Genomic DNA, 23570 nt, shown 5'->3' with positions numbered 1-23570 from the left:
CTGGACGCGACCGCACGAACGTCACAAGATGCGTAAGTGAGCACTTTTCGCGTGGCGATCATCGGAGCGGGCTTCGGCGGGATCGGCCTGGGAATCCTGCTGAAGCAGGCGGGCATCCCGTTCGTCGTCCTGGAGAAGGCCGGCGGGATCGGCGGCACCTGGCGGGACAACGTCTATCCCGGCGCCGCCTGCGACGTGCCGTCTCATCTGTACTCCTTCTCCTTCGAGCGCAAGACCGACTGGACGCGGCGCTTCGCCGAACAGCCCGAGATCCTCGCCTACCTCGAGCACTGCGTGGACGCCTACGGCCTCGCCCCGCACCTTCGCCTGGACACCGAGGTGACCGAGGCCCGTTTCCTCGACGGCCGCTGGCGGCTGAGCGTCACCGCGAAAGAGGACCGGGAGAACGGGGCTGAGGAGAACGGGGGCCGGGAGAACAGGGACGGGGACGAGATCATCGAGGCCGACGTCCTGGTCTCGGCGTGCGGCCAGCTCAACCGCCCGTCGATCCCCTCGATCCCGGGCCTGGAGACCTTCGGCGGCACCGTCTTCCACAGCGCCCGCTGGGACCACTCCCACGATCTGACGGGCCGGAGGGTCGCGGTCATCGGCACCGGAGCGAGCGCGATCCAGTTCGTGCCGCACGTCGCCGAGCAGGCCGCCGAGCTGACCGTCTACCAGCGCACCGCCCCGTACGTGATCCCCAAGCCCGACCGGGTCTACGGCGCGGTCACCCGGCGCCTGCTGGGGAGGGTCCCCGCCCTGCACGACCTCGACCGGCTGCGCACCTATCTGTTCTTCGAGTCAAGGGCTCTCGGCTTCGTCACCTATCCGCCCGCCCTGAAGACGATGGAGGCCTCCTTCCGCCGCACCCTGAAGCAGGCGGTGCCCGACCGCGCCCTGCGCGCGAAGCTCCATCCCGACCACCCTCTCGGCTGCAAACGCGTCCTGATCTCCGATGACTACTATCCGGCGCTCCAGCGCCCGAACGTCGCCCTCGTCACCGATCCCATCAAAGAGGTACGACAGAACGCGGTCGTCACCGAGGACGGCCGGGTCAGGACGGCCGACACCCTGATCCTCGGCACCGGTTTCCGGTCGACGGAGTTCCTCGCACCGATGGCCGTGCACGGCAGGAACGGGCGCGAGCTGTCCGAGGAGTGGCGCGACGGCGCCCAGGCCCACCTCGGCATCACCGTCCACGGCTTCCCGAACCTGTACCTGCTCTACGGCCCCAACACCAACCTCGGCCACAACTCGATCATCTACATGCTCGAGAGCCAGTTCAGCTATGTCATGGCGTGCATCCGGTCCGGGCACACGCTCGAGGTCAGGAAGGACGTCCAGAACGCCTTCAACGACGAGGTCCGGCGGCGCATGCGCACCACGGTCTGGAACACCGGCTGCACGAGCTGGTACCAGACCGCCGACGGCAAGCACGTCAACAACTGGCCGGGCTACACCTTCGCCTACCGCCGGGCGACCCGGCGACCCGATCCGAGGGACTTTTCCGTAGGGTAGGCACCATGCCGACCGCACTGATCACAGGAGCCACGGCGGGCATCGGTGCCGCCTTCGCGCGCCGTCTCGCCAAGGACGGTCTCGACCTCGTCCTCGTCGCCCGCGACGAGCAGCGCCTCGCCGAGACGGCCGAGACGCTCGGCAAGCAGTTCGGCGTGGAGGTCGAGGTCCTGCGGGCCGACCTCGCCGAGGACGCCGGGATCGCCCTGGTCGAGGACCGGCTGCGGGCGGGGGTCGACCTGCTGGTGAACAACGCCGGCTTCGGCAACCGGGGCACCTACCTCGACGTGCCCGTCGAGGACGAGCTGCGGATGCTGAAGGTGCACTGCGAGGCCGTATTGCGCCTGACCTCGGCGGTCCTGCCCGGAATGCGCGAGCGCGGGAAGGGCGCGATCATCAACGTCGCCTCCGTGGCCGCGTTCTTCGCCCGCGGCACCTACTCGGCGTCCAAGGCCTGGGTGGTCTCCTTCACCGAGGGCATCGCCCAGGATCTCGGCGAGCCGGACATCTCCGTCCTGGCGCTGTGCCCCGGCTTCGTGCGCACCGAGTTCCACGAGCGGGCCCGCATGGAGACCTCCAAGGTCCCCGACGCCTTCTGGCTGAACGCCGACGACGTCGTCGCGACCGCTCTCAGGGATCTGAAGCGGGGCGTCCGGGTCTCCGTCCCCGACGTCCGTTACAAGGCGCTCGTCGGGGTGGCGAAGTTCATCCCGAAGAATCTCTCCGGGCGGTTGTCCTCGCGCACCGGCAGACGGTACGACTAAGCGAATGCGACCCACCCCCCACAAGATCCTCAGCTCGGCCGCGGGCGCCGTCCTCCTCGGTGCCGCGGTCCTGGCCCCCTCCCCCGCGCAGGCGATCATCGGCGGCCATGCCGTCAGCGCCAAGAGCTACCCGTGGATGGCGGCGCTGACCTCCCCGGTCGTCTTCGTCCGGCCGTCCGGGCACTTCTGCGGCGGCGTCCTCATCAAGGCCGACAAGGTCCTCACCGCCGCGCACTGCGCCAAGCAGGTCCGCTTCCTGATCGGCTCCCTCCGGGTGACGTTCGGCAGGTCCGACCTCGGCAGGAAGAAGGGCGGCACCACGGTCAAGGTCAAGAAGATCTGGATCAACCCGGCCTTCCGCGAGGGCGACCTGAACGGCCTCGAGACCGAACGCAACGACGTCGCCGTCCTCACCCTGGCCAAGAAGGTGAAGATCAAGCCGGTGAAGCTCGGCTCCGTCACCGGCAAGAGCGGCTACGTGCTGGGCTGGGGCGAGACCAAGCGGCTCAGGGTCGGCGACGTCAGGCTGCGTAAGGCGACCGTCCCGCTGGTGAGCCAGGGCGACTGCGCCCGCGCCTACGGCCGCGCCCTGGAACCGAACATGACCTGCGCCGGCTCCCCCAAGGCCGACACCTGCCGGTTCGACAGCGGCGGCCCTCTGGTCGTCCAGGTCAAGAAGAAGGTCCGCATCCAGGGCCAGCTCGAGGACCGCTGGGAACCGCGCGTCGTCGGCCTGACCAGCTGGGCCAAGGGCTGCGCCCAGCCCGGCTACCCCGGCGTCTACGCCCGCGTCTCCTCCTTCCTCGACCTGATCAAGAAGCAGCTCTAGCAAGTCCCGATAGAATCAGCGACGTGCCGGAGCCCAAGTTCGAAGTGCAGATGCTGCACGACCGCGTCATGATCAAAGCCGACAAGGACGGGGAGCGCACGTCCAGCTCCGGCATCGTCATCCCCGTCACCGCCGACCAGTCCAACCGCCTCGCCTGGGGCGAGGTCTGCGGCACCGGCCACACCGTCCGCATGGTCAAGACGGGCGACCGCGTCCTCTTCCACCCCGCAGACCAGCTGGAGGTCGAACTCCAGGGCGCCACCTACCTCGTCATGCGCGAACGCGACCTCCACGCCGTCGCCAACGAACGTCCCGAACACGGCACCGGCCTCTACCTCTGACGAGCCCGAACGGTCGCATCGTGCCCGACCCACGACCTTCCCCGCGACCGAGCCGCACACCCGACGTCGTTTCAGGGCGGTTTCAGGGGCGGGTCAGGGTGCGTTTCTAGGTTCAGGGGTGAGGCCGGGCCATCAGGGGCCGGCGAGTTCAAGGGGTGCTCATGCCTTTGTTCATGGACATGCACGACATCGAGGGAGTCACGGCCGAGGCCGTGGCGGGAGCCCACGAGAAGGACCTGGCGATCCAGGAGGGGTTCGGGGTGACCTACCGGCGCTACTGGGTCGACGAGACGGCGGGCAGGGTCTTCTGCCTGGTCGAGGCACCGGACGCCGAGGCCGCCCACGCCGTCCACCGCGAGGCCCACGGCCTCGTCGCCGACGAGATCTTCCAGGTCACGGAGCACGAGTGATGAAGATCGCGTCCCTTCTCAAGCCGATCGCCGTGGCCGCCGTGTTCGCGGGGACCACGGCGATGGCCACCGCTCCGGCCCACGCCGCCAAGATCGACTGTGCGCGCATCGCGAGCCTGATCGACAGCTCCTACTTCCTGTGGGAGAACTCGGCGCCGGGCTCCACCCAGCAGGTGTACTACGCGGCCGCGGCCACGAACTACGAGCGGATCTACATTCGCGGAAACTGCTGATCCATCCGAAGCCGGGCGGCCCGCGAAGGTCCGCCCGGCTTGTCATGTTCGCGGATAATGCGACTGAAGGTCGACGGGAAGGGGAGCCCATGAGCGTCGTCGTGCGCCTGCTCGGCACGGTCGACGTCACCGTCGGCGGGGTGGTCCGTCCGACGCCGGGGCTGCGGCGCAAGGCGGTGCTGGCGCGCCTCGCGCTGAGACCGGGCGAGGTCGTGAGCGTCGACCAGCTCATCGACGCCGTGTGGGGTGACCGTTTCCCGGCGACGGCGCAGAACACGCTGCAGAGCAACGTGTCCTATCTGCGCCGGATCCTGGCCGTCCCGGACGTGATCACCGCGCGCGCTCCCGGTTACGCCCTGACCAACGCGGCCACCGACCTCCTCCAGGCGGAGCGGCTGATCGAGGAGTCGCGGGCAGAGACCGGGCCCGCCGAGCGCCTCGCCCGCGTCGACCGGGCGCTCGCGTTGTGGCGCGGGGACCCCCTCACCGACGTCGTCGGCCTGCCGTGGTTCGCACAGGAGGCCGACCGGCTCGACCGGATCCGCCGCGAGGCCCGGCAGACCGCGGTGCGGTGCCGCCTGGAGCTGGGGCTGCACGCCGACCTCGTGCCGGAGCTCGAGGAGCTGGCCGAGCTCCACCCGTTCGATGAGGACCTCCAGGCCCAGCTGGTGATCGCCCTGTACCGCAGCGGACGCCAGGCCGACGCGCTCGCCCTGGTCTCCCGGCTCCGCACCCGCCTGCGCGACGAGCTCGGCATCGACCTGAGCCCGCCGCTGCGCGACCTGGAGGGCGCGGTCCTGCGCCAGGACCCCGGCCTCGACCTGACCCGCCATATCCCCGTCACCGCCGCGGCCCCGGCCGTCCCGCCGCTGGTCGAGCGCGGTGCGGAGACCGGTGTCATCGACGCCGCCCTCGACCGGGCCGTGCAGTCCCGGACGGGTTCCGTCCTCGTCTTCGAGGGCCACGCCGGACTCGGCAAGACCAGCGTGCTGGGTCACGCGGGCGCCCTCGCGCCGTCCCGCGGCTTCACGGTCGTGACGGCGCGCGGCACGGAGCTGGAGACCGATTACCCCTGGGGCTGCGCCGACCAGCTGTTCCGCCACCAGCCGCAGGCGGGCGGGCCGCGCCCGGACGACGCCGGCGAGTACGCGATCATCAACGCGCTCTACTGGCGGGTGAGCGACCTGGCCTCGCACGGTCCCGTCCTGCTGGTCGTCGACGACCTGCACTGGGCCGACCCGGCGTCCGTCCGCTTCCTCGCCTACCTCGCCGCCCGCCTCGACACCCTGCCCGTCGTCCTTGCGATCGGGACCCGCCCGGTTCCCGAGCATCTGACCGGATATGTCGCGGTCATTGCGGGCCTCCCCCACGCCACGAGCCGCCGGCTCGAACCGCTGTCCCTGGACGGCTCCGCGGACCTGCTCGCCCAGACCGTCCCGAGGGACCTGGTCGAGCAGTGCCACGAACTGTGCGGCGGCAACCCGTTCCTGCTGCGCGAGCTGGCCCGCAGCCTGGCCGGCGCGGGAACCGGACCGATCGAACCCGGCGAGATCGTCCGGCCGACCCTCGCCCGCTTCGTCGCCGGCCAACTGCGCCACCTGCCCGCCGCGTCGGTCGAGATAGTGCATCGCCTCGCGGTCTCCGGCGAGCGGACGGGCGGCGACCGGCTCGGCGGAGCCGCCGGGATGGACCCCGCCGAGGTCCTCGACGCCCTCACGCCCGCGATCAACGCCGGCCTCGTGGTCTCCTCAGGCGTTCCCGCACGCTTCTCCTTCGCCCACCCGCTGATCCGCCGGGCCGTCTACGACGCGCTGCCCGCGGGCCTGCGCACCAAGCTCCACCTGCGCGCGGCGGCGTCCGCCGGGAACGACGTCACCCTGGCCGCCACCCACCTGCTGCACGTGCCCCCGGGCATCGGAGATCCCGTGCCCGTCCTGGACGCCGCCGCCGATCTCAGCCTGGCGCGCGGCTCGGTCGACGCCGCGGTCACGTTCCTGCGCCGCGTGCTGGAGGAGGATCTCGGCGAGCACCGGGCGGCGGCGGTCACCCGGCTGGGGATGGCCGAGGTCCACGTCGACAACAACGCCGCGATCGACAGCCTCACCGAGGCGCTCGCGCTCTCCTCCGGCGCGGAGGAACGCGTCCGCCTCACCCACGTGCTGGCCACCGCCCTGTGGTTCGGCTGCCGTCCCCGCGACGCCGCGCAGATCTGCCGGACGGCTCTCGACCGCGAAACCGGGGCCTCGCCCGGAGCACGCCAATCGCTCCAGGCGTTGATCATCCTGATGGCCTACAACGCCAGGCACGCCTCCGACCTCATGGAGCTCGCCGAGGGCTACCGGACGCTCACCGCCGACCCGTCGGCCGGCGGGCTGGGGTTCCTCGGCTGCATGGCCGCCCACGAGGCGCACCGCAACCGGCGCGAGACCGCCGAACGGTACGCGCTCGAGGTCCTCGGTGACCACAACCTCCATCGGGCGATCAGCGATCCGGTCGGCGAGCAGGGCGCGAGCATGGCCTGGTACGCGCTGGCCCCCTGCGACTCCCCGCGCGCCCTCGCCTCCATCGACACCGCGCTCGCCCACTACCGCCGGGCCGGGTCCCTGCGCGGCATCGCGCCGCTCAGCTACTACCGCGCCGTGGCACTGTACGACCAGGGCTACCTCACCGACGCGCTCGCCGACGTGCACCGGTCCCTGGAGGCCACCGCGCTCAGCGGGCTGAGCCTCGGCCACAGCTACCTCCTCGGCGTCCGGCTCAGAACCCTCGTCGCCCTCGGACGGGTCGAGGAGGCGACGTCCGTCCTGGCCGGCTTCACCCGTCCGCCCGGCCTCACCTCGGTCATGTACGAGGGCGACGCGGCGGCGGTGCACCTCGCCAACGGCGACGTCCAACGCGCCTACGAGAGCGTGCTCGCCGCCCGCGACGACTGCCTGACCCGGCCGATCACCAACCCGGTCCTCGGCGGCTGGCACGTCCCGCTGGTCCGGTGCCTGCTCCTGCTCGGACGTCCCGGAGAGGCGGACGCCACGGCGAGCGATCTGCTGCGCGCCGCCGAGGAGTGGGGCGCTCCGCGCGCGATCGGCACCGCCCTGCGGACCGTCGCCTCCCTTCGTCCGGGCGAGGAGGTGGAGCTGCTGGAGGAGTCGGTACACCTGCTGCATTCGACCCCGGCGAAGCTGGAACTGGCCCGCTCCCTCGCCGCCCTCGGCGAGGCCCTCCACCGCGCGAACCGCACCGAGGACGCCAACCACGCGCTCTACCGGGCACTCGAGCTCGCCACCCTCTGCGGCGCCGTCCCGCTGAGGGACTCCGTGGCCCGGACCCTGCGCACCACCGCGGGCTCGGCGTTCGTCCCCCCGGTCGTCACCGCCCTCACCCCCGCCGAGACCGAGATCAGCGCCCTCGCCTCCGCCGGCGCCACCGACCGCGAGATCGCCGAGACCCTCCACCTCACCCTCAGCTCCGTCCGCGCCTCCCTCTCCTCCGTCCACCGCAAACGAACGGTCCGGCCTCGGTGAACGGCCGCCGCCTCGTCCTTCTGGCCTCCCGCTCCGAAGCCGAGTCCCGGCTGAGCGCCCTCGACCCCCGGCTCTGCGACCACGCCGTCTTCGAGCTCGCCGAACCGCACCCGCTGACGCTGACCCCCACCCAGCACCTCCTCGCCCAGACCGCCGCCGCGCCCGTCCTGCTCTCCGTCCTGGAATCGACCGCGGCCTCCGACGTGCTCCGCACCGCCGCCTATCTCCGCGACGCCTTTCCTCCCACCACCCCGTTCCCGCCCCTTCCCCCCGCCCTCCTCGGCCCCGTCCACGACCTCTCCCAGGGCCTGCCCGGTACACCGGTCGCCCATGGGCTGTTCCCCAGCCGCGTCACCAAACTGGCCCGCCTCCTCCTCTCCCGGCACGCCCTCCATCCCGCCGCCGCCGTCCTGGCCGCGGCCCTCTCCGCCTACGCCCCCTCCCGCCCCTATCACGCCCACGACGCTCTGGCCTGCGCCCTCGTCCACCCCGGCATCCCCCCGGCCGCCTTCCTGCCCGGCCTCCCCACCCGCCGAGGCCACCGCTCCCGCCGCAAGACCACCCGCCTCCTCACCTGGGCCCACGCCCACGGCCACCTCCAGCGGTGAACTGTGAACCGGGAGCGGCGCCGATCCGCGATCGGCGCCGCTCCCGGCGGGGTCACCAGGCCCCGTCGACCTCGTTGGACTTGAGGGTGTAGGTGCTTCCGGTCGCGGTGACGAAGAGGCTGAGCGAGTAGATCTCGTCGCCGGAGCTGGTGTCCTCGTTGAAGACCCGGAAGTACTTGGAGAAACTGTCGAGCGGCAGCGGCGAGTAGTACCTGCTGAACAGCAGGTCGTCGGCGTCCGGCCAGTCCGCGCCGTAGTAGGTGGTCCGGTACAGGGTGTCGGTGGCGGACCGGGGCTGGCAGGAGTTCTCGACCAGCACGTTGGTCTGGTTGATCTGGTGGGGTTCGACGTAGAGCCTGCAGCCGGCGGCCGCGTGGGCCGAACCGGCGGTCGCCGCGGTGAGCGCGGTCGCCGCGACGAGGGCGGCCGTCCCCTTGGCCAGGATCGAGATGGTCTTCATGAGCGTGTTCCTCACTGTTCGGTGTTCATCTGTACGGCCGGTGTGACGCCGGCCCGCTCCGGCCCGGTTCGGCGGCCCCGTTGCCGTCCGGTTGCCGCCCTGGTGGGAGGGGCTTCAGCCGCGGCTCAGGGAGGTTTCAGCGGCGCCCGCGACGATGCCGCCATGTGGACGATCGATCTGCTCGGCCCGCTCGAGGTCCGGGACCCCCACGGTCCCCTGCCCCTGCCGCCCCGCCGCCGGAGCCTGCTGGCGCTCCTCGCTCTCAGGACCGGCACCATGATCACCGCCGATGACCTGGCGGCGGGGCTCTGGGGCGGGGACGCCCCGCCGTCGGCGCCGCGCACCCTGCACAGCCATGTCGCGAAGCTGGTGTCCGCGCTCTCCCCGGGAGACGGCGTCCGGATGATCGAGCGGCGCGATCCGGGCTATCTGCTGCGGCCGGACGTCCGCGTCGACCGGACCGCCTTCGAGGATCTCGCCGCCGACGCCGAGCGCCTGTCGGCGCGAGGCCGCTTCCCCGAGGCGGCGCGGGCCCATCGCCGGGCGCTGGCGCTCTGGCGCGGCGAGGCGATCTCGGGCTGCCGGGTTTTCGGCTGGGCCCTCGCGGAGCTGGACTACCTCGACGACCTGCGGCTCCAGGCCCACGAGGGGCTGTTCACCGCCCATATGGCCACCGGATCGGCGGGCCGCGACGTCGCCGCGATCGAACGCCTCGTCGCCGCGCATCCGCTGCGGGAACGGCTGTGGGAGCTTCTGATCGCCGCGCTGCAGCTCGGCGGCAGGACGGCCGACGCCCTGGCCGCCTACCACCGGGTCCGCCGCCTGCTGGACGACGAACTCGGCCTCGACCCGGGAGAGGGGCTGCGGCGGGTGGAGGCGGGCGTCCTGCGGGGCGTCGCGGACCCCGGCGTCCTGCTGCGGCTGCCGCCCGCCGCCCCGGCCGCCGGCCCGCTGACCCTGCCCCGGCAGGTGACGGCGCTGGTCGGCCGCGCGGACGACATCGCCGCGACGCGGGAGGCCCTGCGCCGCTCCCGGCTGGTCACGCTCACCGGTCCCGGCGGGGTGGGAAAGTCGCGCATGGCGATCGCGACGGCCCGCGCCTGCGCGCCCTGCCACTCCGAGACCGTCCTCGCCGATCTGGCCCCGCTCGACGACGCCGGAGAGATCGCGCCCGCCATCGGGGAAGCCCTCGGCGTCCGCCCGTACGGAGACGTCCCCCTCGTGGACCGGATCGCGCGCCATCTCGCCTATGACCCCGCCCTGATCGTCATCGACAACTTCGAGCATCTCGCCGCCGCCTGCGCCCCGATCGTCCAGACGCTCCTGAGCCGCTGCCCGCACCTGCGGATCCTGGCCACCGGCCGCCTGCCGCTCCGTGTCACGGGCGAGACCGTGCGGAGCGTCGCGCCGCTCGCCTTCCCCTCCCGCGCCCGGTCCGGGACCGACCTGGCCTCCCATGACGCCCCTCGCCTGTTCGCCGAGAGCGCCGGGCTCGGCCCCCTCGAAGAGCTCCCAGCCGACGACGCGCGCGCCGTCGCGACGATCTGCGCCCGCTGCCACGGCCTGCCCCTCGCGCTCGAACTGGCCGCGGCCCGCACCCGGGTGCTCTCCCTGCCCGAGATCGCGCGACGGCTGGAGGACCCGCTCTCCCTCCTGTGCGACGGCCCGCTCGGGACGCGTCCCGAGCACAGGACGATGCGCGCCACCCTCGCCCGGAGCTTCGCCCTGCTCGCCCCGCCCGAGCGGGATGCCCTGCGCCGCCTCAGCGCCCGCACCGGAACGTTCACCCTGCGGGAGGCGCCACCGCTGGACACCCTGTCCCGGCTGGTCGACGCCTCCCTCCTGCGGGTCGTCCCCGGCCCCGGCGGCCCCCGCTACGAACTGCCCGACCTCGTCCGCCGCTACGCCCGAGACCACTCACCCGATGGAGCCCCGAGATGACCCTTGACCGTCCCTACCGTCCCGAAGACGCGGCGGCCGTCGCCGGCCTGCTCAACACCGTCGCCCGGGCCGGTGGCGCGGGTCTCGAACTGCCCGCCGAGGCCATCGGGAACGTCGTGCGCGCCGAGATCGCCGACCCCGGCGCCGACACCCGGCTGATCACCGACGCGGGGGGACGGCTGCTCGCCGTCGCCCTGGTCCGTCTTCCGCCGGCGGGCGGATTCCGCGCCCGGCTGACCGGTGGAGTGCGTCCCGGCCTGCGTGGCGCGGGCCTCGGCCGCGAGCTGCTCACCTGGCAACTCGGCCGGGCCGCCGCCCGCCACGCCGAAATCGCCCCGAACCTCCCCTGGACGGCCGAGGTCGACGCGGGAGCCGACGACGCCTCCGCGAGGCGGCTGTACGAGCGCCTGGGCTTCACCGTCGAACGGTTCTTCTTCGAGATGACCGCCCCCACGGCGTCCCCGGCGGTACCGCGACCCGTCGAGGACCTGCGCGTCGTCCCCTACGCCCCGGACCGGGAACGCGCCGTCCACGCCGCCCATCTGGCGGCCTTCCACGACTCCTGGGGCCACCAGCCACGCTCCTTCGAAGCCTGGGCCGCGATGACCGTCCGCGCCGGGACCTTCCTCCCCGGCCTCGCCCGGCTGGCCCTCGCCGGCGACGAGGTCGTCGGCCATCTCCTGCCCTACTCCGACGCCCCCCGGACGGTCTACCTCGGCGAACTCGGCACCGTCCCGGCCTGGCGGCGGCGCGGCGTGGGCAGGGCCCTGCTCGCCGCCTTCCTGCCGGCGGCCGGCCGGTCCGGATACGCCGAGGCCGCCCTGGAGACCGACGCCGCCGGTCCGGCCGGAGCGTCGAGTCTCTACGCGAACGCGGGTTTCGCGATCGGTCACCGCATCGCCGTCTACCGCAGGCCCGTCTGATCGCGGACCGGCAAGGTCGCGCTCGCGCCTGGGCTCAGGAGCAGAACCAGGGGCGCGACGGCATGGGCCGCGGCCACCACCCAGAGCGTCGGCCGCAGGCCGACCGTCGCGCCCAGGGACACCAGCAGACCGCCCCCGGCCGGCAGCCCGGCATCCAGCCGGCACCGGCCAGCGGCATCACCAGCGCGAACGGCAGCGCCGCGAGCAGCGTCAGCCGCCGGCCGCGGGCCGTCCCGAACCGGCGGGCGATCCGCGGCGCCAGGGCCGCACCCACCAGGCTCCCCATGGCGCCGCACATCAGGCCCGCGGCGACAGACCCGTTCCGGCACCTGACGCCCACCGGCGGCGGTCAGGGCCGGCGGCGGGTGTAGGTGGTGATGACGACGGTGCCGTCGCAGAGCCGGGTAGAGGTCAGATCGAGTTCGACGCGGTGGTCGAGGAAGAGCTTCTTGCCGCCGCCCAGGGAGATGCGGTGGTAGGCGATGTGGTACTCGTCGATGAGGCCGCAGGCGGTGAGGGCGCCGGCGAGTTCGGAGCCGCCCATGAGGAGAAGATCGCGGCCGGGTTCGTTCTTCAGGGCCGTGACCTTCTCGGGGAGGTCGCCGCCGATCACCGTGGTGTTCCAGTCGGCCTTCTCCAGGGTGCGGGAGAAGACGATCTTCGGCATCTCCCGCCAGACGGGGGCGTACTCCAGGTCGTGCGGGTGGTCGCTGATCGATTCGGCGTTCGGCCAGAAGCTCGACATCATCTCCCAGACGCGGCGGCCGTAGAGGATGCTGTCGCAGCGGTCGTTGAGCATCTTGGAGTAGGCCGACATCTCCGGGCCGACCTCGGTCCAGTCGAAGACGCCGTCCGCCGCGTCGATGTAGCCGTCGACCGAGCTGTTCACGAAGTAAATGAGCTTGCGCATCTGAATCTCTCCCTGTGGTTGCCTTCGCTCCGAGGTCGGAGCCGTTCCCCCGTCCTCTACACCGCCGGCGAAGATTCTTCAGAAGACGCGCGGGCCGGATCAGTGGTCGCGGAGGAGGCGGCCGCCGCCGGGGAGGGCGTCGTGGATGCCGTGGGAGCGCAGGGCGTGCCAGAGGGTGGCGGTGTTGATGGGGATCACCGGTTTGCCGAGCTCGGCCTCCAGGGCGGCGGCGAGGGCGACGAAGGACAGGTTGGTGCCGACCTGGACGATCGCCTCGGCGTCCGGGGAGTCGATCCGGGCGACGACCTCGCGGAGGGCCTCGTCCGGGACGCGGGCGATGTCCGTCGCGGTCGGGCAGCGCAGGCCGGTGATCGCGGTCACGGTGAAGCCCGCCTCGGTGAAGAAACGACCGACCTCGACGTCCGCGACGGGCTGGTAGGGCGAGAAGACCGCGATCCGCCGGACGCCGAGCTCCCGCAGCGCCGCCCGGCACGCGCTCGCCCCGGTCGTCACGGGCAGGCCGGTGCGCCGGCGCAGGCGGTCCTCGAAGGCCGCGTTGCCCTCGACGCCTCCCCAGAACGTCTCCGCCGACATGCCCATCACGAGCCGGTCGGGTTCGGCGGTGAGCACGTCCCGGACGGCGACGTCGATCGAGGCCCTGATCTGGCCGAGGAGCGCCTGGAAGGCCCGATCGTCGCCCATCACGGGGTCGGGGATGTGCATCGAGCCGGCCCGGTAGGCGACGCCGGGGACGCGGGCCGTCCAGTAGTCGTGCTCGACGACGGTGTTGGTGCTGGGAACGATGACGCCGAACACGGCGCGGGGGCCCACGGCGTCGGTCATGCCGGCACCAGCCCGGTGAGGATCAGGTCGGCGGAGCGGTGGGCACGGCCCCGGTCCGCGTCCGTGTCCAGGAGCAGGGCCTCGACCAGCAGCGGTGACGCGATCACGGCGGCCCCGTCGGCCGCCTCGGGCTCGGACGCCCCCGCCGCGCGCAGGATCGTCCGGAACGGGTGCAGCAGGTCGGCGACGTAGCGGCGGCGGAGCTCGGCCACGGCCGGGTCCACGGCCACCGCGGCGACCAGGGCGTGCAGGAAACCGCCCACGGGACGGTCGCGCAGCCGGTCGCAGAGCAGGTCGATCTCGGCGTGCAGGTCGTTCGCGGGGTCGCCCGCCGGCTCGCCCGGACGGACCGGAGCGACGTCGACCAGAGCGGACACGAACGCGTACGGGCTGGGCCAGTGCCGGTAGACCGTGGTGCGGGAGACGCCCGTCACCGTGTGCAGGCGCTGGGGGGTCAGGGCCGCGGCGCCCTCGGTCAGCAGGAGTTCCAGGGCCGCGGTCAGGACGACGGCCGCGGTGTCGTCGGCGGGCCCCGCGGGGCGTCCGGGTCGGTTCACGAAGTTAACAGTACATCTTGTACCGGAAATTAATAACCAGTACATTCCGTACCGTTAATTCGAGGCCGAGGAGACCCCATGCGACCCCATGTCGAGATCGTCGACGAACGCGACCTGATCCGGCATCCCGCCGAGCTCCCGCAGGGAGCCGGGACCGCCGAGCAGCGCAACCTCAGCTACGACGAGGAGGACGGATCGGCGTCCCTCAAGATCCGTTTCACCTCGGCCTGGTCCCGTCCCGCGGGGGTCCACCTCGCCGACACCGAGTGGTTCGTCCTGGAGGGCGAGGTCACCGTCGGCGGCACCGAGCTCGGTCCCGGCGGCTACTGGAGCGCGCCCAAGGGGGTGCTGACCCCGCCGCTGACCGCCGCGGAGGGCACCGAGATCCTGCTGTTCCGCGAATACGGCGACTGGGGCTTCACCCCCGCCTCACAGGATCTTCCCGGTGTCCGCGAGGACCAGCGGCTCACCGTCCTGGACACCTCCGCCATGCCGTGGATCGACGTCAGGGACGGCAGCCCCATGCGCTTCGACCTCGGCGGCACCCCCGTCCCCGGCCTGTACATCAAGCTCCTGCACCGCGACGCCGAGACCGGCTTCTACACCCGCCTGATCAAGGCCAAGCCCGGCTGGCGCGAGGAGCCCCTCGCCCACCACCCGTGCAGCGAGGAGGCCTACTGCCTGGAGGGCGCCTTCGACTACAACTTCGGCAGGATGTGGCCCGGCACCTACTTCTGGCGGCCCGCCCTCATCCGGCACGGCGACTTCACCGCCGACGCCGACCTCGGCTGCACCTGGATCGTCCGCTCCGACGCCGACCTCGTCGACTGGTACACCGACGACGCCCGCGTCACCATGACCGGCACCCCCCTGAACTGGGGCCCCGGCCACCCCCACAGCGCGTCCCCCCGCCACATCGAACCCGTCCGCTCCCGCAGCGTCGGCCGATGGGCGGACCCCGCTCATCAGTGATCCCCGGCCCGGGCGCGGAAATCCGGTTGTCACGGCGGAATAGCCGCAGGGGGTGAGACGCGCGTCATGTGCATATGTCGGGGGTGGGGCGGGAGGCACTGTGTGGGGCAGACCCCTCCCCTGGAGTGAAGATGAGATTCTCCCCCTTCCGTAAGCGGCTGGTGCTGGCCGCCGCCGTCTCGACCTGCCTGGTGTCCGGAGCCGTCGCCGCCGCCGCGCCCGCCTCGGAGCCGGTGGTGTCGCGGGGCGTGACCATTCCCGTGTTCTACAACCCGCCCGCGACGCTGCCGACGGCCAACGGGACGCTGGTGCGGAGCGAGGCGCTGCCGCTCGGGCTGAGCCTGCCGGGGCTGGACGGGAAGCCGCTGCCCGGAACGGCCACCCGGCTGATGTACAAGTCCACGGACTCCAACGGGCTGCCCGTGGCGGTGACCGGTGCCTACATCGAGCCGTCCGCGCAGTGGAAGGGCGGCGGGGCGCGACCGCTGGTCGCGGTGGCCTCGGGGACCATGGGGCAGGGCGACCAGTGCTCGCCGTCGTTCGCCCTGCAGTATCCGGCGACCCTGACCGGGGACACCGTGTCGGTCGGGTACGAGGATCTGGCGATCTACCGGATCCTGTCGGCGGGGGCCGCGGTGGTCGTCACCGACTACGTCGGGCTCGGCGCCACCGACCGGCTGCACACCTATGTGAACCGCCTCGACGGGGCGCACGCGCTGCTGGACGCCGTCCGGGCCGCGCGGACCCTGCCCGGCACCTCGCTGACCTCCGCTTCCAAGGTCGCCCTGTACGGCTACAGCCAGGGGGGCGGCGCCAGTGCCGCGGCCGCCGAGCTCCAGCCGTCCTACGCGCCGGACGTGAGCCTGGCCGGGGCCTACTCCGGTGCCCCGCCCGCCGATCTGGCGGCCGTCACCAAGGGCATCGACGGCAGCGCGCTGGCCGGGGCGCTGGGCTGGTCGATCAACGGCTTCGCCCAGTCCGACCCCGACCTGCGCGACGTCATCGACGCCAACACCAACGCCAAGGGCAAGGCCGCGCTGACGGACCTGTCCACGATGTGCGTCGGCGACGCGGTCTTCAACTACGCCTTCGCCTCGAGCAAGGACTGGACGAGCAACGGCAAGCCGCTGTCGGACATCATCGCGGCCGACCCGAAGGCGAAGGCCGTCCTGGACAAGCAGCGCATCGGCAAGCTCCGGCCCACCACGCCCGTCCGGCTGGCCACCGGCGTCGAGGACGACATCGTGCCGCACGCCCAGGCCCGCCAGCTCGCCATCGACTGGTGCCTGCGCCTCGCCAACGTGACCTACGTGCCGGTCAAGCTTCCCGACCTCGGCGACGGCACCCTCCTCAACCACGTCGCCCCGCTCCTCACCGACCAGGGCGACGCCATCACCTGGCTCACCGACCGCCTCTCCGGAAAGGGCGTCATCTCCAACTGCTGGACCATGCCCGCCCAGCCCTGACGGCCTCGCGCGCCGGACGACCGCACGTCCGCCCCCTTCACGGGGGCGGATACGGTCACCGGTGCAGTCGTTCGGCTCAAGCCGGGACGGGGACGGATCCGGATGCTGGAGGAATCGACCCTCTCCGGCGAAGGATGACTCTCATGACCCGACGACCCGTCGTCTTCATCCACGGGCTCTGGCTGCACCCCGACTCGTGGACCCCGTGGACCGACCTGTTCGCCCAGCGCGGCTACGAGCCCGTCGCGCCCGGCTGGCCCGGTGTCGCACCGACCGTCGAGCTCGCCAGGCTCGACCCTGACGGCATCGCCGACCACGGCATCGACGCCGTGGTCGACCACTACTCCGCGATCATCGCCGGGCTTCCCGAGCGGCCCGTCCTCATCGGGCACTCCTTCGGGGGGATGATCGCCGAGCGGCTGCTGGGCGAGGACAAGGCCGCCGCGGCCATCGCGATCGACGCCGCCCAGATCAAGGGGGTGCTCCCGCTCCCCCTCTCGGCGCTGCGCTCGGCGTTCCCCGTCCTGCGCAACCCCGCCAACCGGCACCGGGCCCTGTCGCTCACCGCCGAGCAGTTCCGGTACGGCTTCGGCAACGCCGTCAGCGCCGAGGAGTCCGACGCCCTGTTCGAGCGGTGGACGATCCCCGCGCCCGGCCGTCCGCTGTTCGAGGCCGCGGCCGCCAACCTGTCCCCGCACTCGCCCGCCGAGGTCGCCACCGGCAACGACAAGCGCGGGCCGCTTCTGCTCATCGCGGGCGGGCGCGACCACACGGTTCCCGAGGCCGTGGTCAAGGCGACCGCCAAGCAGTACCGGCACTCGTCGGCCGTCACCGAGCTGCTCGAGTTCCCCGACCGCGGCCACTCCCTGACGATCGACGGCGGCTGGCGCGACGTCGCCGAACGCTGCCTGGCGTGGCTGACCGAACAGGGCTTCTGAACCGGGCGAAGGTCCCGCCCGATCGGGCGGGACCTTCGTCGTTCCCGGGGCGTCCCCGCCGTCACCAGGTGGGCAGGTATCCGCCGTCGAGGACCAGATCGGAGCCGGTGATGTTCGCAGCGCGGTCGCTCACGAGGAACAGGACGGCGTCGGCGACCTCCTCCGGGGTGGAGAAGCGGCCGGTCGCCGCCTCGGCCCGGGCCTGCGCGACGACGTCCGCGGGCTCCAGGCCCGACCCCGCAGACAGCGTCTCCGCGACGCCTCCTCCGCCGAGCCACAGATCGGTCTCCACCGGGCCGGGGCTGACGGTGTTGACCCGCACCCCGTGCGGCCCGAGCTCCTTCGACAGCCCCTTGGAGAAGGCGACCAGGGCCGCCTTGCCGACGCTGTAGTCGAGTACCACGGGGTCGGGCAGCCGGGCGTTGATGGAGCCGACCGTCACCACAGAGCCGCGTCCCGCCGCGAGCATCAGCGGGAAGACCGCCCGCGTCGCCCGGACCGCCGTGAGCACGTTCAGCTCGAACGACCGCGACCAGTCCGCGTCGCCGATCGAGGCGAACCCGCCGAGCCTGACGGGCGCCGCGCCCACGTTGTTCACCAGGATGTCGACCCGGTCCAACCCGTCGACCAGGTGGTCGGCGGCCCCGGCCTCGGTGAGGTCCCCCCGCACCCAGGTCACGCGTCCCGTCCCGGTCAGGGCGTCGAGCTCGGGCGAGGTCGAGCGGGAGCCCGCCACGACCGTCGCGCCCGCGCCGGTCAGCGCCGCCACGACGGCCAGCCCGATGCCCCTGCTGGCCCCGGTCACCACCGCGGTCCTGCCCTGGAGTTCCTGGTCCATGTCCGTCCTCCTCACCGGCGTCCCCGGACGGGCGCCGCCGAACCGACGTTAGGTCGGCGGCACAGCCCGCTCATGAGTCGGACGACTGAACCCTTCACTGCGCCGGGCCCGCGGAAGGCCGGAAAGGCCAGTCGGCTGGACAGCCGGTCGACTCGAGCGCCCTGCGGGGGCGGCCTCCTGATCCTCAGGCGCCGTCCCGGGTGTCCTGGGCGCTGAGCAGGGCGGCGAGCTGGGCCCTGGTGCTGACGTCCAGCTTGGGGAAGATCCGGTAGAGATGCGAGCCGATCGTGCGGTGCGACAGGTACAGGCGTTCGCCGATCTCCTTGTTGGACAGGCCCTCGCCGGCGAGGCGGGCGATCTGCAGTTCCTGAGCCGTCAGGGAGGCCAGGCCGGTGGCCTGCCCGGCGGCGGACGGGGCCCGCCCTCCGGCGGCGCGAAGCTCGATCCTGGACGCCTCGGCCCAGCTCCGCGCGCCGATCAGGTCGAAGGTGAGCTGGGCGGAGTGCAGGGATCTGCGGGCCTCGGCGATCCGTCGCCGGCGGCGCAGCCACTGCCCGAACGCCAGCTCGAGCCTCGCCCGCAGCCACGGCCAGCGGGTGAGGTCCGCGTCGAGGGCGGCCAGGAAGGCCTCCTCGGCGGCGTCATCGGGGGCCAGCACCGCCCTCGCGTAGGTGAGCTGCCTGATCAGGATCGGTGCGCGGACGGTGACGGCCTCCTTCTCCAGGTCCGCGATCACCTCGCGGGCCTCCCCGGTCAGGCCCGCGTGCGCCGCCGCCTCGGCGAGGAAGCTGACGCCGTGGAACCGCTCGTGCACATGGAAGGCGGGATCGTCCGGGTCGAACAGGCGCCGCAGCTCGCGATAGGCGTCCGCGGGCCGGCCCGCGCTCAGGTGGGCGAACCCGCGGACGAGCTGCCCGAGGTCCAGCAGATTGCTGAGCCTCCTGCCCGCCGCCGAACTCTCCACCTCGGCGGCGATCCCCAGCGCCCGCTCGTGGTCATCGCGCAGCGCGAGCAGCATGGCGTACAGCGCCTGCGACCCGGCGTCCCAGATCACCTGGCGGGTGTCCACGGCGAGCCTGCGGCCCTCCTCGCTGGCGGCCCAGGCGTGCTCCCAGTCGCCGATCTCCATGCTGTCGATCACGCTCATCGTCAGCACCTGGGACAACAGGCCGAGCCTGCCCTGCTGGCGCAGCACGATCTCGGCGCGGCCCAGGAAGTCGACGGAGAGCACCGGGTCGGCGCTCGCGGCGGCGGCCATGCCGTAGAGCCACAGCGCGGCCGGGTCGGTGATGCCCTCCAGTCGCACCCCGGCGAGACGGTCGGCCACCGTCCGGTACTCCGCCAGCGGGTCGGCGATGCTGAAGATCGCCGTGAGCTGGGCGTCGTCGGGCGGGGCGTCGATCCGGCGGGCGACCTCGCAGACCCGTACCCGGGCCGCCGGGCCGGTGTCGGCCCACCAGCAGCGGAGCCCGGCCGCCTGGAGCAGGTTCAGGGCGAGGGCCGGATCCCCCGCCTCGATCGCCTCCAGCGCGGCGTCGCAAAGGGTGTGGACGTGGTCGGCGTCGCCGGGCACGCCGTCGTGGAAGATCTCGCGGAGCCACTGCATCCGCACCTGGTCGAGCCGGGACAGCGGGGTGCGGCCGGCCCGCTCCAGCAGCTGGTCGACCAGGTCGGCGCGGCCGAGGCTGAAGGCGTGCTCGGCGGCGAGCATCAGCCGCCTGCCCCGCGTGGCCGGCTCGGTGGAGAGCTCGGCGGACCGCTCCAAAGCCCAGATCACCTCGGCGACCGAGCCTCTGCGCAGCGGGATGATGTGCGCCCGCTCCATCTCGTCGGCCACCTGGTCGTCCTGGCCTCCGACGGACTGGGCCCGGTGCCAGATCCGGCGGTACGGCTCGCCGGTGAGCACCTCGGCCAGCGCCGCGTGGGCCGCCTGCTTACGGGCGACGGACTCCTTGTTGATGATCGCCGCGCGGACCAGCGGATGCCGGAAGCGGGCGTGGACGTCGTCGAAGCGGACCAGCCCGACCGCCACGGCCGGCTCCAGCACCGCGACGTGCACCTCGTGCCCGGCGAGGATCGCGGCGCCCGCGACGATCTCCCGCAGGTCATCGGCGTCGTTCACCGCCGCGACGAGCAGCGCGTCCTGGCACGGCCGCGGCAGGTCGTCCAGCCGGGCGGCGAAGGCGCGTTCGAGCCGTGCCGTGAGCTGGAGCGCCTGCGGCGGCTGCTCTCCGTACTCCGCCGCGATCCGGGCCGCCGAGCGCAGGGCCAGCGGGAGCTCGGCGAGGGCCAGCGGGTTCCCGGCCGCCTCCCGCAGGATGCGTTCCCGGTCGGCGTAGCTCACGTCGGCGGCGTGCCTGTCGAGCAGTTCGCGGGCGTTCTGCTCGGTGAGGCGGCCCAGCAGGAGTTGCGGCAGATCGGTGGCGGCGAACGCGATGTCGTGCCCGGTGCGGACCACCCCGATCAGGACGCAGGGATCGCTGCCGATCCGGCGTGCGACGAAGCCGAGGACGTCCTGGGTGGGCTGGTCGAGCCACTGCACGTCGTCCACGACGATGAGGAGCGGCCGCCGCGACGCCACGTCCGTCAGCGCGTTCAGCGTCGCCAGGGCGATCATGAAGAGTTCCGGCGACCCTCCGTCGGCGCCGCCGGAGGGATGCATGCCGAACGCGGCGTGCAGGGCGTCGCGCTGGGGCGCGGGCAGCCGGCCGGTCTCCGGCAGCACCGGCCGCAGCAGCTGGTGCAGCCCCGCGAACGGGAGATGCGCCTCCGCCTCGACGCCGACGGCCGACAGGACCGTGGCCCCCGCGCTCCTGCCGTGGGCCGCCGCCGCCCGCAGCAGCGAGGTCTTCCCGATGCCGGGATCGCCCATGACGACGATCGCCGAGCCCTCGTCCCCGACCGCGTCGATCATGTCGGTGAGGATCCGCGATTCCCTGTCCCTGCCGATCAGCCCCGATGCCTTCGACATTCTCAGAGTCCGCCCGCGGCGGCCCGGAGTTCGGCCCGCGCCCGGCCGGCCCATGGTCCGGCGCCGATGCGGTCGAGCTCGGCGACGGCCGGTCTCAGCGCGGCGACCGCCTCCGTGTGCCGCCCGAGCCGGCGCAGGCGGCCGCCGTGCGCCAGCAGCGCGCAGGCCCGGGCCCAGGGCCACCCGGTGAAATCCTGGTTCATCATCTCCGCGTAGAGCGGATCGGCGGTGGCGTCATCGCTGAGCACTGCACGAGCATAACGGAGATAAACGGCCAAAAGGGGCGAATGGGTGCTCGTTGTCAGCCGCGACAGGTCGGCCACGACGGCTCGCGCGTCGGCCTCACGGCCCGCCTCGATCGCCGCCTCCGCGAGGAACATCACCGCGCCGAACCGCTCCCGCGGATGGAAGCTCGGATCGCCGGCGTCGAACGCCCTCGCCAGCTCCCGGTAGGCCTGGACGTGCCGCCCGGCGGCGGACAGCGCGATCCCCTTCGCCAGTTGCGTCATCGACAGCAGATGGGTCAGCCGCTGACGACTCGCCGCCGCCTCGACCTCGGCCGCGTAGCTGAGCGCCTGGTCGGTTTCGCCCCGCAACGCGCTGCTCAGGGCGTCGCAGGCGAGGGCTCCCGCCCGCCAGATCGGCTGCCCCGTCTCCTTCGCCAGCCGTTCCCCCTCCCCCGCGGCGGCCTGCGCGCCCTCCCAGTCGCCGGTCTCCAGCCGGTTGACGACGCAGAGCGAGAGCACCTGGGACAGCAGCGCCAGCCGTCCCTGTCTCCGCAGCAGCGCCTCCGCCCGTTCGAGGAAGGACAGGCTGCGGACCGGGTCTCCGATCGCGGTGGCGGCGATGCCGAGGACGCGGAGCGCGTCACCGTCGGTGATCTCCGCCGGGCGGACCTCGGAGAGCAGGCCCACGACGGCTTCGCATTCGGCCACGGGCTCGGCGAGCGCGAGCGTCGCGACGTACCGGGGATCGCGGGTGCCGCCGGACGTCGCCTTCGCGGTGGCGGCGACGTCGGCCCGCGCGGCCGGCCCCGTATCGGCCCACCAGCACCGCAGCGCCGCCCCGAGCAGCAGGTTCAGGGTCAGGTCGCCGTCGCCCGCCGCCCCGGCCTGCCGTGCCACGCCGCAGAGCTGGTGCACCCGTGCGGCGTCGCCCGGCACCCCGTCGTGGAAGATCTCCCGCAGCCACTGCGCCCGTGCCCAGTCGAGTTCGGACAGGTCGCATCGCTCCGCGGCCGTCACCAGGAGGCCCACCTGGTCCTGCCGGCCCACGCTGAAGGCGTGCTCCGCCGCCACCAGCAGCCGGTGCCCGCGCCGGGCCGAGGCGCCGGTCAACTGTGCCGACCGCTGCAGCAGGCCGATCGCGGACATGACCGCGCCCCGGCCGGCGGCCAGCACCGCGCTCGTCTCCAGCTCGTCGGCGATCTCGTCGTCAGGACCGACGATCGACTGTCCCCGGTGCCAGGCGCGCCGGTACGGGTCGGCGCCCAGCACCGCGGCGACGGCCGCGTGGGCGGCCTGCCTGCGCTCCAGCGACTCGGCCTGGAGCACCCCCGAGCGCACCAGCGGGTGGCGCAGCTCCAGGCGATCGCCCTCGATCCCGACCAGTCCCGCCTCCACGGCGGTGCGGAGGACCCCTGCGGTGACCGGGGATCCGCGCAGCACCTCCGTGGCGGAGAGGATCTCCGCGACGTCGTCGCCGGTGTCGACGGCCGCGATCAGCAGCGCGTCGCGGGCGGCCGGGTCCAGCTCGGCGACCCGGCCGCCGAACGCCCGCTCCAGCCGGGCCGTGAGCGGCTGCCAGTCCTGAGCCTCCGGGAACCCCGCCCCCGCGAGGGTCTCGGGAAGCTCGAGCAGGGCCAGCGGATTCCCCTGGGCCTGCTCCCTGATGCGGCGCCGGTCGTCCACACCGGCGACCCCGGCCGGACCGCGCAGGATCTCCTCGGCGGCGTCGACGCCGACGCCGGAGACCACCAGCTCGGGCAGGTCCGCGGAGACGAAGGGACCCGGGTACCCGGTCCTGACGGTCCCGATGACGACGATCCTCAGCGGTGCGCGGCGGTGCGCGATGAAGGTGAGGACCTCCTGGCTCTGGGCGTCCAGCCACTGCACGTCGTCGACCAGGACGGCGACGGGCCGCTCGGCGGCGGCCTCGCCGAGCAGGTCCACCGCCGCCACGGCGACGCCGAAGATGTCCGGCCGCTCCCCCTCCGCCAGGCCGAACGCCGTCAGCAGCGCCCGCGGGCGCCGGCCCTGCGGTCCCGCCCCCTGCCGCAGCAGCGGGCTCAGCACCTGGTGCAGTCCCGCGAACGGGAGCTGCGCCTCCGACTGCACGCCGACGGCCGTCAGCAGCCGGAAGCCCTCCGCACGGACGATCTCCCTGGCGGCGTGCAGCAGGGCCGTCTTGCCGATGCCGGGATCTCCGAGGAGGACGAGGCACCGGCCTCCGTCGGAGACCTGTTCGATCGTCTTCCTCAGGGCCAGGACCTCGGTGTCCCGTCCGAACAACGCACTGCTCATCA

The 23570-nt window shown here is 72.9% G+C and carries 21 protein-coding genes; 13 read left to right on the top strand and 8 right to left on the bottom strand.

Translation table 11 applies throughout. The annotated features are described in order from the left end of the window. Positions 1 to 36: 36 nt before the first annotated feature. The 8 genes from ABD785_RS28770 to ABD785_RS28735 all read left to right on the top strand — a co-directional run bounded on the left by ABD785_RS28770 (position 37) and on the right by ABD785_RS28735 (position 8227). Positions 37 to 1521, top strand: coding sequence for a flavin-containing monooxygenase (locus tag ABD785_RS28770; RefSeq protein WP_344834486.1), 1485 nt, complete (start codon positions 37 to 39; stop codon positions 1519 to 1521). Between the two features lie 5 nt (positions 1522 to 1526). Beyond that, on the top strand, positions 1527 to 2285 hold the full coding sequence (locus tag ABD785_RS28765; protein ID WP_344834485.1) for an SDR family NAD(P)-dependent oxidoreductase: 759 nt from the start codon (positions 1527 to 1529) through the stop codon (positions 2283 to 2285). A gap of 4 nt (positions 2286 to 2289) precedes the next feature. Continuing rightward, positions 2290 to 3114, top strand: a complete 825-nt coding sequence (locus ABD785_RS28760) for a serine protease (protein WP_344834482.1) — start codon at positions 2290 to 2292, stop codon at positions 3112 to 3114. Between the two features lie 23 nt (positions 3115 to 3137). Beyond that, entirely contained in the window at positions 3138 to 3455 is a 318-nt protein-coding gene (locus tag ABD785_RS28755) for a GroES family chaperonin (protein WP_344834479.1), read from the top strand. A gap of 161 nt (positions 3456 to 3616) precedes the next feature. Continuing rightward, positions 3617 to 3865: a DUF4242 domain-containing protein gene (locus tag ABD785_RS28750; protein WP_344834477.1), complete on the top strand. Its 249-nt coding sequence runs from the start codon at positions 3617 to 3619 to the stop codon at positions 3863 to 3865. Continuing rightward, positions 3865 to 4098 carry a hypothetical protein gene (locus ABD785_RS28745; RefSeq protein WP_344834474.1) on the top strand — a complete coding sequence of 78 codons (234 nt, stop codon included), beginning with the start codon at positions 3865 to 3867 and terminating at the stop codon, positions 4096 to 4098. Before ABD785_RS28750 ends, ABD785_RS28745 begins: the two co-directional genes overlap by 1 nt. 89 nt (positions 4099 to 4187) lie before the next feature. Further along, a complete protein-coding gene (locus tag ABD785_RS28740; protein ID WP_344834472.1) occupies positions 4188 to 7619 on the top strand; it encodes an ATP-binding protein in 3432 nt (1143 codons plus the stop codon). Beyond that, positions 7616 to 8227 carry a hypothetical protein gene (locus tag ABD785_RS28735; protein ID WP_344834470.1) on the top strand — a complete coding sequence of 204 codons (612 nt, stop codon included), beginning with the start codon at positions 7616 to 7618 and terminating at the stop codon, positions 8225 to 8227. Before ABD785_RS28740 ends, ABD785_RS28735 begins: the two co-directional genes overlap by 4 nt. Positions 8228 to 8279: 52 nt before the next feature. Here the strand turns inward: ABD785_RS28735 and ABD785_RS28730 are convergent, their stop codons facing one another. Next, positions 8280 to 8687, bottom strand: a complete 408-nt coding sequence (locus tag ABD785_RS28730) for a hypothetical protein (protein WP_344834468.1) — start codon at positions 8685 to 8687, stop codon at positions 8280 to 8282. 162 nt (positions 8688 to 8849) lie between these two features. Between ABD785_RS28730 and ABD785_RS28725 the strand changes: the two genes are divergently transcribed. Together ABD785_RS28725 and ABD785_RS28720 are read left to right on the top strand one after the other, a co-directional pair. After that, the gene (locus ABD785_RS28725; protein WP_344834466.1) at positions 8850 to 10628 is read left to right on the top strand and encodes an ATP-binding protein; all 1779 of its coding nucleotides are present in this window, start codon (positions 8850 to 8852) and stop codon (positions 10626 to 10628) included. Next, complete coding sequence (locus ABD785_RS28720) at positions 10625 to 11551, top strand: GNAT family N-acetyltransferase (protein WP_344834463.1); 927 nt, start codon at positions 10625 to 10627, stop codon at positions 11549 to 11551. Before ABD785_RS28725 ends, ABD785_RS28720 begins: the two co-directional genes overlap by 4 nt. A 34-nt stretch (positions 11552 to 11585) precedes the next feature. Here the strand turns inward: ABD785_RS28720 and ABD785_RS28715 are convergent, their stop codons facing one another. The 4 genes from ABD785_RS28715 to ABD785_RS28700 all read right to left on the bottom strand — a co-directional run bounded on the left by ABD785_RS28715 (position 11586) and on the right by ABD785_RS28700 (position 13861). Next, a complete protein-coding gene (locus ABD785_RS28715) occupies positions 11586 to 11837 on the bottom strand; it encodes a hypothetical protein (protein ID WP_344834460.1) in 252 nt (83 codons plus the stop codon). A 63-nt stretch (positions 11838 to 11900) separates the two neighbouring features. Beyond that, entirely contained in the window at positions 11901 to 12461 is a 561-nt protein-coding gene (locus ABD785_RS28710; RefSeq protein ID WP_344834458.1) for a dihydrofolate reductase family protein, read from the bottom strand. A gap of 99 nt (positions 12462 to 12560) precedes the next feature. Then, the gene (locus ABD785_RS28705) at positions 12561 to 13304 is read right to left on the bottom strand and encodes a maleate cis-trans isomerase family protein (protein ID WP_344834455.1); all 744 of its coding nucleotides are present in this window, start codon (positions 13302 to 13304) and stop codon (positions 12561 to 12563) included. Beyond that, on the bottom strand, positions 13301 to 13861 hold the full coding sequence (locus tag ABD785_RS28700) for a TetR family transcriptional regulator (protein ID WP_344834452.1): 561 nt from the start codon (positions 13859 to 13861) through the stop codon (positions 13301 to 13303). The genes ABD785_RS28705 and ABD785_RS28700 overlap by 4 nt, the downstream gene beginning before the upstream one ends. A 78-nt stretch (positions 13862 to 13939) precedes the next feature. Here ABD785_RS28700 and ABD785_RS28695 point away from each other — a divergent pair, with 78 nt between their 5' ends. From ABD785_RS28695 to ABD785_RS28685, 3 genes are all read left to right on the top strand, one after another. Continuing rightward, the gene (locus ABD785_RS28695; protein ID WP_344834449.1) at positions 13940 to 14833 is read left to right on the top strand and encodes a DUF4437 domain-containing protein; all 894 of its coding nucleotides are present in this window, start codon (positions 13940 to 13942) and stop codon (positions 14831 to 14833) included. 131 nt (positions 14834 to 14964) lie between these two features. Further along, positions 14965 to 16299, top strand: coding sequence for a lipase family protein (locus ABD785_RS28690; protein WP_344834448.1), 1335 nt, complete (start codon positions 14965 to 14967; stop codon positions 16297 to 16299). 143 nt (positions 16300 to 16442) lie between these two features. Beyond that, positions 16443 to 17237 (top strand): alpha/beta hydrolase, encoded by a 795-nt coding sequence (locus ABD785_RS28685; RefSeq protein ID WP_344834443.1) that lies wholly within the window; start codon positions 16443 to 16445, stop codon positions 17235 to 17237. Between the two features lie 61 nt (positions 17238 to 17298). Here ABD785_RS28685 and ABD785_RS28680 read toward each other — a convergent pair whose 3' ends face one another. From ABD785_RS28680 to ABD785_RS28670, 3 genes are all read right to left on the bottom strand, one after another. After that, positions 17299 to 18075 carry an SDR family oxidoreductase gene (locus tag ABD785_RS28680; RefSeq protein ID WP_344834440.1) on the bottom strand — a complete coding sequence of 259 codons (777 nt, stop codon included), beginning with the start codon at positions 18073 to 18075 and terminating at the stop codon, positions 17299 to 17301. A 184-nt stretch (positions 18076 to 18259) separates the two neighbouring features. Beyond that, positions 18260 to 21046 (bottom strand): ATP-binding protein, encoded by a 2787-nt coding sequence (locus tag ABD785_RS28675; RefSeq protein ID WP_344834438.1) that lies wholly within the window; start codon positions 21044 to 21046, stop codon positions 18260 to 18262. Between the two features lie 2 nt (positions 21047 to 21048). Further along, complete coding sequence (locus ABD785_RS28670) at positions 21049 to 23568, bottom strand: ATP-binding protein (RefSeq protein ID WP_344834436.1); 2520 nt, start codon at positions 23566 to 23568, stop codon at positions 21049 to 21051. Positions 23569 to 23570: the final 2 nt, after the last annotated feature.

The organism is Actinocorallia longicatena, from assembly GCF_039534125.1.
In the GTDB taxonomy this organism is placed as follows: Bacteria; Actinomycetota; Actinomycetes; order Streptosporangiales; family Streptosporangiaceae; genus Actinocorallia; species Actinocorallia longicatena.
The sequence above is the reverse complement of the archived record's forward strand: the minus strand, read 5'-3'. Positions and strand labels throughout refer to the sequence as shown.